Source organism: Dyella sp. CR10 (assembly GCF_055814425.1).
This window is the reverse complement of record NZ_CP185986.1, coordinates 3911781-3924784: the sequence shown is the minus strand read 5'-3', so window position 1 is coordinate 3924784 and position 13004 is coordinate 3911781. Positions and strand designations below refer to the sequence as shown.

Below are 13004 nucleotides of genomic sequence, written 5' to 3'. Positions count from 1 at the left end.
ACTATTTTAGTTGTGCGTCGAGGGCCGCTTCAAGCTTGCGGCGCATTGCCGCAAGGGTGTCCCCGACGCTCTGGTCCTGGCCGGTATGTTGCTTGCGCAGGGCCAGGAACTCATGGGTGACGCTGATCGCCGCCAGGACAGCCAGGCGGTCAAAGCCGGGCGTCTTGGCGTTGGCGCGCAGTTCGCGCATCTTGCGGTCGAGGTAGGCAGCCGATTCCAGCAGGCCCTCCCGCTCCTCCGGTGCGCAGGCGATCAGGAATTCGCGATCGATCAGTCGCAGCGCGACCGGTTCACTGGTGGTACTCATCGGATGCTCAGCCGTTGTTCTCGAGCGCCTTCAGGCGCTGGATCATTGCCTCGACGCGACTGCGCGCCTGCTCGTTGCGTGCCATCAGCCCCGCTCGCTCGCTGGCCAGCTGCTCCTGGCTATGCCGCAGGCTGCGGTTCTCCTCGCCCAGGCGGCGCACCAGTTCCAGCAGTCGGTCCACCTGTTCGCCGAGCGCTGCAAGTTCCTGCTTCACGGGGTCGGTCCTGGACGGGTCGGGCGTGCTCATGACGCCGAACTATAGCAGGAGGTCCGAGCCTGTCAGCAGGCGCCTTCGGCGCTTTGTGCAGCGTTGCCTTAAACTGAAACATTGAACCTTTGAGGAGTACCGCCATGACGCCTGCCGAGCCGATCGGTTACGAGGAACTGGACGGCGTCGCGGCACGCCTGAAACTCGCCGTCGACGCCAGCGAGCTGCATGGTTCGCTGTGCGGCTACCTCAGCGGCGGCGGACGGGTCGGTCAGGAGGGTCTGTTCGCCGCGTTGCAGCTGGATGGCGAAGAGGTGAAGCCTTCCGCGCACGACGATGCCTTGCTTCACCGGCTGGTGCGCCAGAGCGAGGAAGAACTGGCCGATCCCGAACTGGGCTTCGAGCCGCTCCTCCCTGCAGACGACCGCTCGCTGGAGGAGCGGACCGATGCGCTGGGCGATTGGTGCCGCGGCTTCCTCGGCGGTTTCGGCCTGGCCGGTCCGGAGAAGCATGCCAGGCTGTCCGAGGAGGCACAGGAGATCCTGCGCGACCTCAACACCATCGCCGGTTCCGAATTCGAATTCGGTGACAGCCACGACGACGAGGACGCGTTGATCGAACTGCACGAGTTCGTGCGCGTCGCCGCCATGCTGCTGCACGCCGAATGCGTCGGCGGTCGCAACAAGCCCAACAGCGATACCGTGCATTGAGCATTCCGCAAGACGAATTCGCACGCCGCCGGCGCCAGCTGATGAAGATGGCTGGCGAAGATGCCGTGCTGTTGATCGCCGCGGCTCCTGAGCGCATTCGCAACGCCGATGCCGCGTGGCCTTACCGGCAGGATTCGGACTTGCATTACCTGTCGGGTTTCCCCGAGGCCGACACGGTGCTGGCCCTGCTGCCGGGTCGCCGGCACGGCGAAGTCGTGCTGTTCTGCCGCGAGCGCGACGATGAGCGCGAGCGCTGGCACGGCGAATCGATCGGCACCGAGCGCGCGGTGGCCGACTACGGCATGGACGATGCGTTCCCGATCGACGATATCGACGACATCCTGCCCGGCATGATCGAAGGGCGTGCGCGCGTCTATTGCCACTTCGGGCGCGAGCCGGAATTCGACGCGCGCCTGCTCGGTTGGATGCGCCGCCTGCGCCAGCTGAGAGGCGGCGGAGTGGTGCCCAAGGAATTTGTCGCGCTGGGGCATCTGCTGCACGACCTGCGCCTGTACAAGTCCAAGGCCGAGCTGCGCCTGATGCGCGCGGCCGCGTCGATCGCCGCCGAGGCGCATCTGGCGGCCATGCAGGCGGCGGTGGCCGGGCGCCACGAATACGAAGTGGAAGCCGAGCTGGTGCGCGCCATGCGCGCGCGCGGCGCCGTGCCGGCCTTCCCGCCCATCGTTGCTGCCGGCGTCAACGCCTGCGTGATGCATTATCAGGCGAACCGGGCACCGCTGCGCGACGGCGACCTGTTGCTCATCGATGCCGGCGCGGAACTGGACTGCTATGCCTCGGACATCAGCCGCAGCTTTCCCGTCAACGGCCGCTACAGCCGTGAACAGCGCGCCCTGTACGAGGTTGTGCTGGCCGCGCAGCAGGCGGCGATCGACGAGGTCCTTCCCGGCCGCTCGTTCGGCGCGGCGCACGACGCTGCGGTGCGGATGATTACCGAGGGTCTGTGTTCGCTGGGGCTGCTGCCGGGCGACGCCGATGCGGCGATCGCCGAGGGCAGCTACAAGCGCTTCTTCCCGGCAAAGACCGGGCATTGGCTGGGCCTGGACGTGCATGACGTGGGCGATTACCGCATCGATGGCGAGCCGCGCATGCTGGAGCCGGGCATGGTGGTGACGGTTGAGCCCGGCATTTATGTGTCGCCGAACGAGCGCTCCGTGGCCGAGCGCTGGCGCGGTATCGGCGTCCGCATCGAAGATGACGTGGCGGTGACCCGCGACGGTCATGACGTGCTGACGGCGGCGGTGCCGAAACAAGCGGAAGAGATCGAAGCGCTGCTGGCGGCCCGGTAATGCGCGAGACACGAGCGAAGGGCCCGCACCTTGTGCGGGCCCTTCGTTTTGCATGGCTCAGTGATCGTCGGGCTCGACGCGCCCGTGAGCCTCGTCGGTGGCGTGCAGCTCGTACCACATCGCATTGAGGATGCCGAAGGCACAGGCCAGGCCGAGGCCGAGAATCCAGGAGAAGTACCACATGGTCTAAGACTCCGGTCAGTAGGTATGGCTGGAATCGCGGATGTGCTCGAGCGTCACGCGGCCGCGCAGTACGCGGTACACCCAGCTGGTGTAGAGAATGATCAGCGGCATGAAGATGACCGTCGCGCCGAGCATCAGGCCCAGCGTGCCGCGGCTGGACGAGGCGTCCCATACGGTCAGGCTCGAACGCGGATCGAGTCGTGACGGCAGCAGGAACGGGAACAGTGCGAACCCGGCGGAAAGGATCGTGCCGGCCACCATGAGGCTACTGCTGAGGAAGCCGCCCAGGCCGCCCTTGGCCACGGTCAGCTGTACGCCGACGGCACCCAGGATCGCGACGACGGGCGCCAGCCAGAAGGCGGGATACTGCATGTAGCTGGCGAACCAGCTGCTGCCGTGCGCCACCTGCTTGAGCAGCGGATTGGACACGCCGTCGGTGACCACCGGTCCGACAATGGCATAGCCCGCCACGCCATAGGCCAGCCAGATGCCGGCGATCACATAAAGCACCACGTAGGCCAGCGCGAACCAGCGCGCGAAAATGGCGGCGCGCGTCGCGATGCTCCGGTCGGCCTTCAGCGCCGCCCAGCAGGCGCCGTGCGTCAGCAGCATGCTCAGGGAGACCAGCCCGGCCACCAGGGCGAAGGGATGCAGCAGCTCGAAGAAGCTGCCATGCCAGCTCATGCGCAGGTCACCATCGAACTGGAACGGCACGCCGAGAAACAGATTGCCGAAGGCCACGCCGGAAATCAGCATGACCACCACGCCTGACGCGACCAGCACCCAGTCCCACAGGCTGCGCCAGCGCGCATCGTGGATCTTGCCGCGGAAATTGAAGCCCACCGGCCGCAGGATGAAGGCGACCAGCACCAGGAAGATCGCCAGGTACATGCCGGAGAACGACACCGCATACAGCGCCGGCCATGCCGCGAACGCCGCGCCGCCGCCCAGGATGAACCACACCTGGTTGCCTTCCCAGGTCGGCTCGATGGTTTCCAGCAGCACCAGGCGCTCGTCATCGTTGCGGCCCAGCACGCGCAGCAGTGCGGCGATACCGAAGTCGAAGCCGTCCATGATGGCGAAGCCGATCAGCAGTACGCCCAGCAGCGCCCACCAGATCACCCGCAGGGTTTCGTAATCGAACATGGCGTTCTCCTCAGGCCTTGGTCGGGCGGGCGGCGGGCCAGAGGCCGAGGCCGTCCGGGCCCTTGCGGGCGAACTTCACCATCAGCACGGCATCGACTACCGCCAGTGCGGTGTAGAACAGCACGAAGCCGGCGAGCGACGTCCATACCTGTCCTGCGGTGACCGACGACACGCCCAGCGAGGTCGGCAGGATGCCTTCGATCGCCCAAGGCTGCCGGCCGTATTCGGCGACGATCCAGCCCAGCTCGGCCGCCACCCACGGCAGCGGCAGGCTCCACAGGGCGAGCTTCAGGTACCAGCGCTTGTCGTCCAGCCGCCGCTTGCTGGCCTGCCAGAAGGAATAGGCGAACAGCGCGATGAAGTAGAAGCCGCAGGCCACCATGATGCGGAACGACCAGAACAGCACCGGCACGTTCGGAATGGTGCTGTCGGCCGCCTTCTGGATGTCCTCGGGCGTCGCCTTGCGCGGGTCTTCCATGAAATGCTTCAGCAGCAGCGCGTAGCCCAGGTCCTTGTCGTGCGCGGCGAGGATGGCCTTGGCCTGCGCGTTGTTCTTGTCCTCGCGCAACACCAGCATGGCGTCATAGGCCTGGATGCCGGTGCCGATCTTGCCCTTGGTTTCCTCCACCAAGTCGGCGATGCCGGGAATCGGCTTGTCGATCGAACGCGTGCCGATCAGGCCCATCACCCACGGCAGCTGCAGCGCGTAATGCGTGGTGCGGTTCTCCACGTCGGGAATGCCGAACACGGTGAAGGAGGCGGGCGCCGGCTCGGTTTCCCACATCGCCTCGATCGCGGCCATCTTCATCTTCTGGTTTTCCGATACCGCATAACCGGACTCGTCGCCCAGCACCACCACCGACAGCGAGGCGGCAAGGCCGAAGCTTGCCGCCACCGTCATGGAGCGCTTGGCGAAATCCACGTTGCGGCCGCGCAGCAGGTACCAGGCGCTGATCGACAGCACGAACATCGCACCCATCACGTAGCCGGCGCTGACCGTATGCACGAACTTCGCCTGCGCCACCGGGTTGAAGAACACCTCGGAGAACGAGGTCACCTCCATGCGCATGGTTTGCGCATTGAAGGCCGAGCCGACGGGGTTCTGCATCCAGCCGTTCGCCACCAGGATCCACAGCGCCGAAAGGCTGGTGGCCAGGGCGAGGAACCAGGTGACCAGCAGGTGCTTGACCTTGGAGATGCGCTTCCAGCCCATGAAGAACAGGCCGACCAGCGTGCCCTCCAGGAAGAAGGCCATCAGGCCCTCGATCGCCAGCGGCGTGCCGAACACGTCGCCGACGTAGTGCGCGTAGTACGCCCAGTTCATGCCGAACTGGAACTCCATGGTGACGCCGGTGGCGACGCCCATGGCGAAATTGATGCCGAACAGCACGCCCCAGAACTGGGTCATGCGCCGCCACACTTCGCGGCCGGTCATGACGTAGACGCTCTCCATGATGGCCAGCATCCACACCAGGCCCAGCGTGAGGGGCACGAACAGGAAGTGATACAGCGCCGTCAGCGCGAACTGCAGGCGCGAGAGGGTGACGACCTCGGCATCGATGATCATGGATGGCCTTTGTGCGCGGTGGAAGACGAAGCTGCCGGAGCCAGCAGATGCTCGATCGCGGCAGGGCGGGTGTCGGGACGGGGATGCGGCGCGATCGCCACCCACCAGATCAAGGTGAGTAGCACGATCTTGGCGATGACGATGAAGATGAGTTCGCGGGCCAGGCGGCGCAGCGGCCGGGCGTGCGGCGGAAAGCCGGATTGGGACGGCGGTGTAGACATCCGTTGTTCCCCTGCGTCAGCTGCAGGGCAGGATACGCCGCGCCCGTGTGGATGTCTTGCGAAGCAATGTCGCGCGGCGGGCTGCCGCAGGCGCCTGATCCGGCGCAAGCCGACCGGGCGCGGTGGCGCCTGGGGGGGGGCGGTGGAGTCATGTGCGGGAGCGATCGACTGCCGCTCCCGCACATGCGTTCTTACCGCTGCGCGAAGGCGTCGCGCGTGAGGTTCTCCGGCTCGCCCGTGGTGCATGCCACGTCATCTTCGATGCGGATGCCGCCGTAGGGCTTGAACAGCTCGACGCGTTCCCAGTCGATGTCCTTGGCCACGGGCTTGTCGCGCAGTTCCGCGAGCAGCATGTCGATGAAGTACAGGCCCGGCTCGATGGTCACCACCATCCCGGGCTCCAGCGTGCGCGTCATGCGCAGGTAGGGGTGGCCGGCCGGGCGAGGGATGCTGCCGCCGCGCTCGTTCTGCTGGAAACCTGCCACGTCATGCACCTGCAGGCCGATGGGGTGGCCCAGGCCGTGCGGAAAGAATGCCGCGGTGACGCCGCTTTCCACCGCGGCCTCGGTGCTCATGCGCAGAAAGCCATGCTCGCGCAGCACATTCGCCAGCACGTGATGCGCATGGATGTGCAGCTCCGGATAGCTCTGGCCCGCGCGCACCTTGGCGGCGAAGCTGAGCTGGGCCGCTTCCACGCTGTTGATCAACGCCTGGAATTCGTCCTCGCCGTGGCCAGCGTAGGTGCGCGTGATGTCGCTGGCGTAGCCCAGCGCGTTGGCGCCGGCGTCGATCAGGAAGGAGCGGTGGTAGCCCGGCGCGATCCGGTCGAAATGCGTGTAATGCAGCACCGCCCCGTGCTGGTTGAGCGCGACGATGCTCGCGTACGGCAGTTCCGCATCGATCGCGCCGACGGCCGCGAGATAAGCCTGATGGATGCCCAGCTCGCTCGCGCCCGCACGGAAGGCCTGTTCGGCGGCCCGGTGCGCGCGTGCACCGATTCGGCTGGCCTCGCGCATCAGTTCCAGCTCGTACGGCGTCTTGTACGAGCGGTACCAGTGCAAGTAGTCGAGCACGTCCTGCGGGTTGTTCGGCTCGATGCCGGCCAGCGCCGGCTGGGCCGGGGCGATCACGGCGCGGCGCGCGGATGCGGGCAGCTGTGCCACGGCTTCCTCCACCGTGCGCACCACCGTGATATCGACATGCTCCACCCAGTAGCCGCGCGGCGCTTCCGGCACGACATGCCAGTAATCGCGCGGCTGCAGGAATATCAGGCGTGGTCGTTGTCCCGGCGTATGCACGATCCAGCTGCCGGGCGCGTCGGTCAGCGGCAGCCAATGCCGGAAATGCGGGCTGGCGATGAAGGGATAGTCCTGGTCGTCGAGGAACTTGCGCGGCGGCAGGCCGGCGGCGATCAGCAGATGGTCATGGCCGGTCGCAGCGAGAGCCTTGTCGGCGTACTCGCGCACAGTGGCCAGATGCTGGGGATAGAGCGAAGCGAGGCGATCGATCATGAGGCTTCCTGGCTGGCGGGCGCCGCGTGCCGCTGGCAGCCCGGTGGGGCGCGCCGTCTGCGCGGCGCCGGGGGAACGCTCATGATCGCGCGCGGCTCCGCGCGCCGCCACTAGTCCTTGCCGCCGGGCAGCGCCAGCCAGGCGTCCAGCAGGGCCGCATCCGCCGGGCTGACCGACAGGATGCGGAAGCCCGACCAGACCTGCCCCGGCGTGGCAGCCGCATCGTGCCATTGCTCCTGGATGCCGAGCTCGACGGTCATCGGCGAAACGCCCAGGCCGGGCAGGGCGAGGCTGACCTGGTGAACCGCTTCGCTGCGCGGTGCCCAGTCGCCGATCAGCAGCATGCCGGAAGCGGAAAGGTTGCCCAGGTAGCCCAGCACGCGTCCCTGGATGACGTCGGTGACGGCTACGGTGAAGTTCGCGCGCTTGCGTTGTGCGCGGCGCTGCTCGATCGAGGCGATGCGCGTGTTCATGGGCGGCTCCCCGCAGGCAGCGTGGCTTCGCGGCGCAGGCGACCGAACAGCGCGTGCAACGCGCGGTCGAAGAAGCTTTCGCGCTCGCCGGTCGCTTCGCGTGCGCGGCCGCGCGCGATGTCGCGCGCCAGCTGTTCGAGCGTCAGTTCCTCGCCGCGCGTGCCGCGCCGCGTGACGAACAGGCAGCGGCCGGACACGGACGAATACCAGGCCAGCTTCTGCATGGACGCGTGCGACCCGGACGCGTCGGCGAATTCGAACCAGGTGCCGAACGGCAATCCCAGCAGGCGCGCATGGATGCGCTGTTCGTCGCTGCTGAGCGGCGCGGGAGATTGGGCGGGTGGCGGGACAGTCGCCGCCGCCGTTTGTTCGCCCAGGCGCTGGTGCTGTTTCAGTTTCCAGGCCGCACTGGTTGCGCTGAGGCCGGCATCGGCGGCCGGCGCCTCGTCCGGCGCGGGTGTGCCGAGCAAGCGCTGCGCGACCTGTGCCGCTTCCTCCGCCTGCATGCCGATCTGCTGGAGGCCGGTCTGGATGTCCATCAGCAGGCGTGTGCGATCGTCGATGGCCGCGAGGCCGAGCAATTGATCGGTGATGCGCAGGCGCGCGATGAAGGTGTCGCTCTCTTCGCCGTTGCGCAATACGGTGAGCGCGAGCACGTCCGACCAGGCGCGCTCCAGCAGCGTGCGCAGCAGGCCGCGTGGCGGCGCAGCCTGGAAGCGCTCGGCCATGAGCTGAGCGGCGCGGCTGCGTGCATGCTCCAGACGCTCGCGGCCTTGCATGGCTTCGACTTGCCGCCGTTCGGCGACCTGCGCCTTGCGCGCGAGCAAGGACAGATGCTGCTCGATGTCGGTCAACAGCTTGGTATAGAGCGACGCGCTCGGCGGTTCGCGGCGCGCCTGTTCTACCAGTTGCGTGAGCTTCAGCGCAATCGAGCGATCCGTGTCGGCATCGCCGCTATCCAGCCATTCACTGGCGGTGTCGGCCATGGCCGAAAGCAGGCGCCGGGCGGGGTGTTCCCCCTGTTCGAAGACGCCGCGGTCGGTCAGCGCCAGCCGCAGCAGTGGCAACTCCAGTTCACCGAGCAGGCGCTGCGCGTGGCTGTTGCGTTGCACGGCCGTGGTCATCTGTTCGAACAGCAGCGCCACCAGTTGCACGGTGTCTTCCTGCTCTTCGCTCAGTCCCGCGCCTTTCGCGTCGGGCATCGCGTTCAGATGCGCCAGCAATTCGGCGCGCAGGCGCTGTGCATCCTGGCTGCCATCCGCGACGCGCCGGAAGGTCCCGGCCAGGTGTTCCTGCAGTGACGCGAGCGCCCGCTGCAGTTGTTCGTCGCTGGCCACGCGCGCATGCGCTGACCCGGCCGTCGCGTAGCCGCGATGCAAGGTAAGCAAGGCGCGCAGGGTGTCCAGCACACTGTCGCCGGCCGGCGGAGGCGCAGCCCCCAGCGATGCGGCGGCCGGGCCTTCGACCGAGGCCGGCGCACGTGGACGTCGTTCGTCGCCGGGCCGCGCGATGCGGTAGGCATGCAGGAATGGCAGGATGCCTTCGCAGGCGAGATGCTGGTTCACCGTTTCGTACAGCGAGGCCAGGTGGCGCACCACCGTGTGGTCGAAGCTGTCCAGCAACAGCAGGCGATGCCGGATCGCGATGTCGTGATCGCGCAGGCTGTCGAGGAAGGCATGGGCCAGCGCCTGCGCGCCCAGCGGCAGATCCTCGCCTTCCAGCGGCGGGAGGCTGGCCAGCGCGGCGAAGCGGTAGCTCAGTTCGAACAGCAGCGGCGCATGCCGCGCCTCGCTGCGGGCGCTGGCCTGTTCCAGTGCGGCCGTTTCCTCGTGCTCGTCCACGTCCAGCAGCGCCAAGGCGGCCGGCACGTCGCTGCCGCTCTTCTGGCCGAGGTGGACAAAGCGCTGGGCTACTGCGGCGAGGAAATGCCGTTCCAGTGCTTCGCGCTGGTTCTGTAGCTGCTGGCGCATGTTCATGTGCAGCTGCTGATCCATATGGTTTCGGGCCTGGTCGGCCAGGCCGAGCAGCTTATGCCCGGCCTCCAGCAGGCAGGCGCGCACCGGCGCTTCGAGCCAGCTTTCGCATAGAGCCTGGGTCTCGTCGATCAGCCGGCGCGAGCGCGGGCTCCACGGCTCACCGCCGTCACTGTGGCCGCCCTGGTCGGGCGCAAGCGGCTGACGTCGACCCTGTTGTTCGACATCCATGGGATGGCCCCGCCGTAATCCCCTGTTGGTGGGAGCGAGTCTAGGCCGGCCGCTGGCGCGCTCGCCATCGGCCGAAGGTGCGAGCCTCAGTCCAGGAAACTGGCGATCACGTCGTTGAGGAAGCGCTGGCCGAGCGGGGTGGTGCGCAGGCATGCGCTCTCGTCGGTCAGCCAGCCGCGCTGGCGGGCCTGGGCCAGAGGGGCGGCCAGATGCTCCAGGGGCAGGCCGGTGCGCTCCGCGAAATCCGCCATCGGGACCCCGTCGATCAGGCGCAGGGCGTTGAGCATGTACTCGAAGGGCAGTTCGGCCGGGCTCACCGCGGCGTCGCCGCCGATCCGGCCCGGGCCGCCGGCGGCGTCCATCCAGGCGCGCGGATGGCGAGCCTTCCAGCGGCGCCGGACGATGCCCGCGGCGGTGTCGCTGAGCTTGCCGTGCGCGCCGGCGCCGATACCCAGGTAATCGCCGAAGCGCCAGTAATTGAGGTTGTGCAGGCAGCGGCGGCCAGGGCTCGCGTAGGCCGAAACCTCGTACTGGCCGTAGCCGGCGTCGGCCAGGATCTGTTCGCAGGCTTCCTGCATGGCCCAGGCATGGTCGTCGTCCGGCAACGGCGGCGGATTGGCCGCGAAGGCCGTGTTCGGTTCCAGCGTGAGCTGGTAGTGGGAAATGTGCGTCGGTGCGAGGGCGATCGCCCGGGCGACATCGGCAAGCGCACCGTCGAGCGTCTGCTCGGGCAGGGCGTACATCAGGTCGAGATTGATATTGGCGTAGCCGGCGTCCTGCGCCGATTTCACCGCGGCCTCGGCCTCGCCAGCCGAATGGATGCGGCCGAGGCGGCGCAGCTTGTCGTCGTCGAAGCTCTGGATGCCGAAGGAGAGGCGATTGACGCCAGCGGCGAGATAGCCGTCGAAACGGCCATGCTCGACCGTGCCCGGATTGGTCTCCAGGGTGACTTCCGCATCGCCCGCCAGCGGCAGGCGTTCGCGCACGCCGTCCAGGAAGCGCGCGATCAGCTCGGGCGCGAACAGGCTCGGCGTGCCGCCGCCGAAGAAGATGCTGTGCACCGTGCGGCCGGCCAGCGCTGCGCCGAAGTCGGCGCGGTCGGCGTCCAGATCGGCCAGTAGCAGTTCCACGTAGCGCTCGTACGGCGGCGGTTCGCCGCGCAGCCCGTGCGAGTTGAAGTCGCAGTACGGGCACTTCTTCACGCACCATGGCATGTGCACGTACAGCGACAGCGGCGGCGCGATCATGGACATGCTCAGGCCCGGTCGTGCGCCCAGTCGGTCAGGCGCGCATGCAGCGCGGCGAGCGCCTGGCCGCGGTGGCTGATGCGATTTTTCATCGCCGGATCCAGCTCGGCAGCGCTGTGTTCCATGCCTTCGGGCAGGAACAGCGGGTCGTAGCCGAAACCCTGGGTGCCGCGCGGTGCTTCCAGCACCCGGCCATACCAGCGGCCTTCGGCGATCAGCGGCGCGGGATCCTCGGCGTGCCGCACCAGCGCGAGCACACAGATGAAGAACGCGCCGCGCCGCGCGCCAGGCACGCCTTCCAGCTCGCGCAGCAGCTTGGCGTTGTTGGCCGCGGCATCGCCATGGCTGCCGCTGTAGCGCGCCGAATACAGGCCAGGCGCGCCATGCAGATGGTCCACGCACAGGCCCGAGTCGTCGCCCAGCGCGGGCAGGCCGGTTGCCGCGGCGGCGTTGCGTGCCTTCAGCAGCGCGTTTTCCATGAAGGTCAGGCCGGTTTCCTCGGCATCCTCCACGCTCAGGCTGCCCTGGGTGACCACTTCGAAGCCGGTGTCGGCGAACAGATCGTTGAATTCGGCGAGCTTGCCGCGGTTGCTGCTGGCCAGGACGATGCGGGACATGATCACTCGGATAGGTTGGCGAATTCGGGGGCGTAGTCGACCCGGCCGCGGTAGCCGTCCAGGCCGCTGTCGCGCAGGGCCAGGGCCATGAAGGCGTCGCCGCCGCCGTAGGTGTCGTGCAAGCCGGTCTTCGACGCGGGCGCGAAGCCGAATCGAGCGTAGTAGGCGGGATCGCCGAGCACCACGATGGCGCGCCAGGGCGTGGCAACAAGGTCGCTCAATGCGGCGCGCAGCAATGCCGTGCCGACGCCGCGCCGCTGCCAGGCCGGGGTCACCGCTACCGGCGCGAGGCCGAGAACACGGCCGTCGTCGCCATGTTCGATCCGGACTGGCGAGAAAAGCGTGTGAGCGACGATTGCGCCGTCCTGTTCCGCCAGCCATTCGAAAACGTTCCGGCCGGCTGCCGCGAGCTGGTCGACGAGACGCGCTTCGTCCTCGCGCCCGAAGGCAGCGCGATGGACGGCAAGGATCGCGTCTTGTTCGGCAGCAACGGGTGGCCGGATCGTGAGCACGGATCAGTCCTGGGCCAGTGCCGCGCGCTGCGCAGCGACCAGTTCGGCGACGCCCTTTTCGGCCAACGCGAGCAACTGGTCCATTTCCTCGCGGCGGAAGGCATGACCTTCGGCGGTGCCCTGCACCTCGATGAAGCCGCCGCCGTCGTTCATCACCACATTCATGTCGGTGTCGCAGCTGGAGTCCTCCGCGTAGTCGAGATCCAGCACTGGCACGCCCTGATAGATGCCGACCGAAACTGCGGCCACGGCGCCGAAGACCGGGTTGCGGCGCAGGTTCTCGCGCTTCATCAGCACGTTCACCGCGTCGACGAGAGCCACATAGGCGCCGGTGATGGCGGCGGTGCGGGTGCCGCCGTCGGCCTGGATCACATCGCAGTCGAGGGTGATCACCCGCTCGCCCAGGGCCTGGCGATCCACGCAGGCGCGCAGGCTGCGGCCGATCAGGCGCTGGATTTCCATGGTGCGGCCGCCCTGGCCGCCGCGCGCGGCTTCGCGCTGGGTGCGGCTGGAGGTAGCGCGGGGCAGCATGCCGTATTCGGCCGTCACCCAGCCTTCGCCCTTGCCGCGCAGCCACGGCGGCACGCGATCCTCGACGCTGGCGGTGCACAGCACGCGGGTGTCGCCGAAGCTGACCAGGACGGAGCCCTCGGCGTGGCGGGTGTAGTGGCGTTCGATGGAGACGTTACGCAGCTGGTCGCTGGCGCGGCCGCTGGGACGGGCGGAGGCATTCATGGTGCGCGGAGGCCTGATTGGGCAAGGCAGGGCTGGAGAGTTTACCATTGCGCCCT

At 67.9% G+C, this 13004-nt stretch carries 15 protein-coding genes; 2 read left to right on the top strand and 13 right to left on the bottom strand.

Translation table 11 applies throughout. The annotated features are described in order from the left end of the window. Position 1: 1 nt before the first annotated feature. Positions 2-307: a cell division protein ZapA gene (locus ACNR9O_RS17690; RefSeq protein ID WP_473686404.1), complete on the bottom strand. Its 306-nt coding sequence runs from the start codon at positions 305-307 to the stop codon at positions 2-4. Positions 308-314: 7 nt separating this feature from the next. Then, positions 315-554, bottom strand: coding sequence for a TIGR02449 family protein (locus ACNR9O_RS17685; protein ID WP_473700667.1), 240 nt, complete (start codon positions 552-554; stop codon positions 315-317). A 104-nt stretch (positions 555-658) separates the two neighbouring features. On the opposite strand from ACNR9O_RS17685, the gene ACNR9O_RS17680 reads away from it, so the two are divergent. Both ACNR9O_RS17680 and ACNR9O_RS17675 read left to right on the top strand, forming a co-directional pair. Further along, positions 659-1225 carry a UPF0149 family protein gene (locus ACNR9O_RS17680; protein WP_473686408.1) on the top strand — a complete coding sequence of 189 codons (567 nt, stop codon included), beginning with the start codon at positions 659-661 and terminating at the stop codon, positions 1223-1225. Next, positions 1180-2532 carry an aminopeptidase P N-terminal domain-containing protein gene (locus ACNR9O_RS17675; RefSeq protein WP_473700666.1) on the top strand — a complete coding sequence of 451 codons (1353 nt, stop codon included), beginning with the start codon at positions 1180-1182 and terminating at the stop codon, positions 2530-2532. Before ACNR9O_RS17680 ends, ACNR9O_RS17675 begins: the two co-directional genes overlap by 46 nt. A 57-nt stretch (positions 2533-2589) precedes the next feature. Here the strand turns inward: ACNR9O_RS17675 and cydX are convergent, their stop codons facing one another. The 11 genes from cydX to rph form a co-directional block, all read right to left on the bottom strand. Then, complete coding sequence (gene cydX, locus ACNR9O_RS17670; protein WP_473686412.1) at positions 2590-2715, bottom strand: cytochrome bd-I oxidase subunit CydX; 126 nt, start codon at positions 2713-2715, stop codon at positions 2590-2592. Positions 2716-2730: 15 nt separating this feature from the next. Beyond that, on the bottom strand, positions 2731-3861 hold the full coding sequence (gene cydB / locus ACNR9O_RS17665) for a cytochrome d ubiquinol oxidase subunit II (RefSeq protein ID WP_473686414.1): 1131 nt from the start codon (positions 3859-3861) through the stop codon (positions 2731-2733). Between the two features lie 10 nt (positions 3862-3871). Further along, positions 3872-5425 carry a cytochrome ubiquinol oxidase subunit I gene (locus ACNR9O_RS17660; protein WP_473700814.1) on the bottom strand — a complete coding sequence of 518 codons (1554 nt, stop codon included), beginning with the start codon at positions 5423-5425 and terminating at the stop codon, positions 3872-3874. Beyond that, positions 5425-5649 (bottom strand): cytochrome oxidase putative small subunit CydP, encoded by a 225-nt coding sequence (gene cydP / locus ACNR9O_RS17655; RefSeq protein WP_473686418.1) that lies wholly within the window; start codon positions 5647-5649, stop codon positions 5425-5427. Before cydP ends, ACNR9O_RS17660 begins: the two co-directional genes overlap by 1 nt. A 191-nt stretch (positions 5650-5840) precedes the next feature. Next, positions 5841-7160, bottom strand: a complete 1320-nt coding sequence (gene pepQ / locus ACNR9O_RS17650) for a Xaa-Pro dipeptidase (protein WP_473686420.1) — start codon at positions 7158-7160, stop codon at positions 5841-5843. Positions 7161-7270: 110 nt separating this feature from the next. After that, positions 7271-7633, bottom strand: a complete 363-nt coding sequence (locus ACNR9O_RS17645; protein ID WP_473686422.1) for a hypothetical protein — start codon at positions 7631-7633, stop codon at positions 7271-7273. Then, positions 7630-9837, bottom strand: coding sequence for a DUF1631 family protein (locus tag ACNR9O_RS17640; RefSeq protein WP_473686424.1), 2208 nt, complete (start codon positions 9835-9837; stop codon positions 7630-7632). Before ACNR9O_RS17640 ends, ACNR9O_RS17645 begins: the two co-directional genes overlap by 4 nt. Positions 9838-9923: 86 nt before the next feature. After that, entirely contained in the window at positions 9924-11090 is a 1167-nt protein-coding gene (gene hemW, locus ACNR9O_RS17635) for a radical SAM family heme chaperone HemW (protein WP_473686426.1), read from the bottom strand. A gap of 2 nt (positions 11091-11092) precedes the next feature. Next, on the bottom strand, positions 11093-11701 hold the full coding sequence (gene rdgB / locus ACNR9O_RS17630) for an RdgB/HAM1 family non-canonical purine NTP pyrophosphatase (protein ID WP_473686428.1): 609 nt from the start codon (positions 11699-11701) through the stop codon (positions 11093-11095). 2 nt (positions 11702-11703) lie between these two features. Beyond that, complete coding sequence (locus ACNR9O_RS17625) at positions 11704-12213, bottom strand: GNAT family N-acetyltransferase (RefSeq protein WP_473686430.1); 510 nt, start codon at positions 12211-12213, stop codon at positions 11704-11706. Between the two features lie 3 nt (positions 12214-12216). After that, the gene (gene rph / locus ACNR9O_RS17620) at positions 12217-12948 is read right to left on the bottom strand and encodes a ribonuclease PH (RefSeq protein WP_473686432.1); all 732 of its coding nucleotides are present in this window, start codon (positions 12946-12948) and stop codon (positions 12217-12219) included. Between the last annotated feature and the right edge of the window lie 56 nt (positions 12949-13004).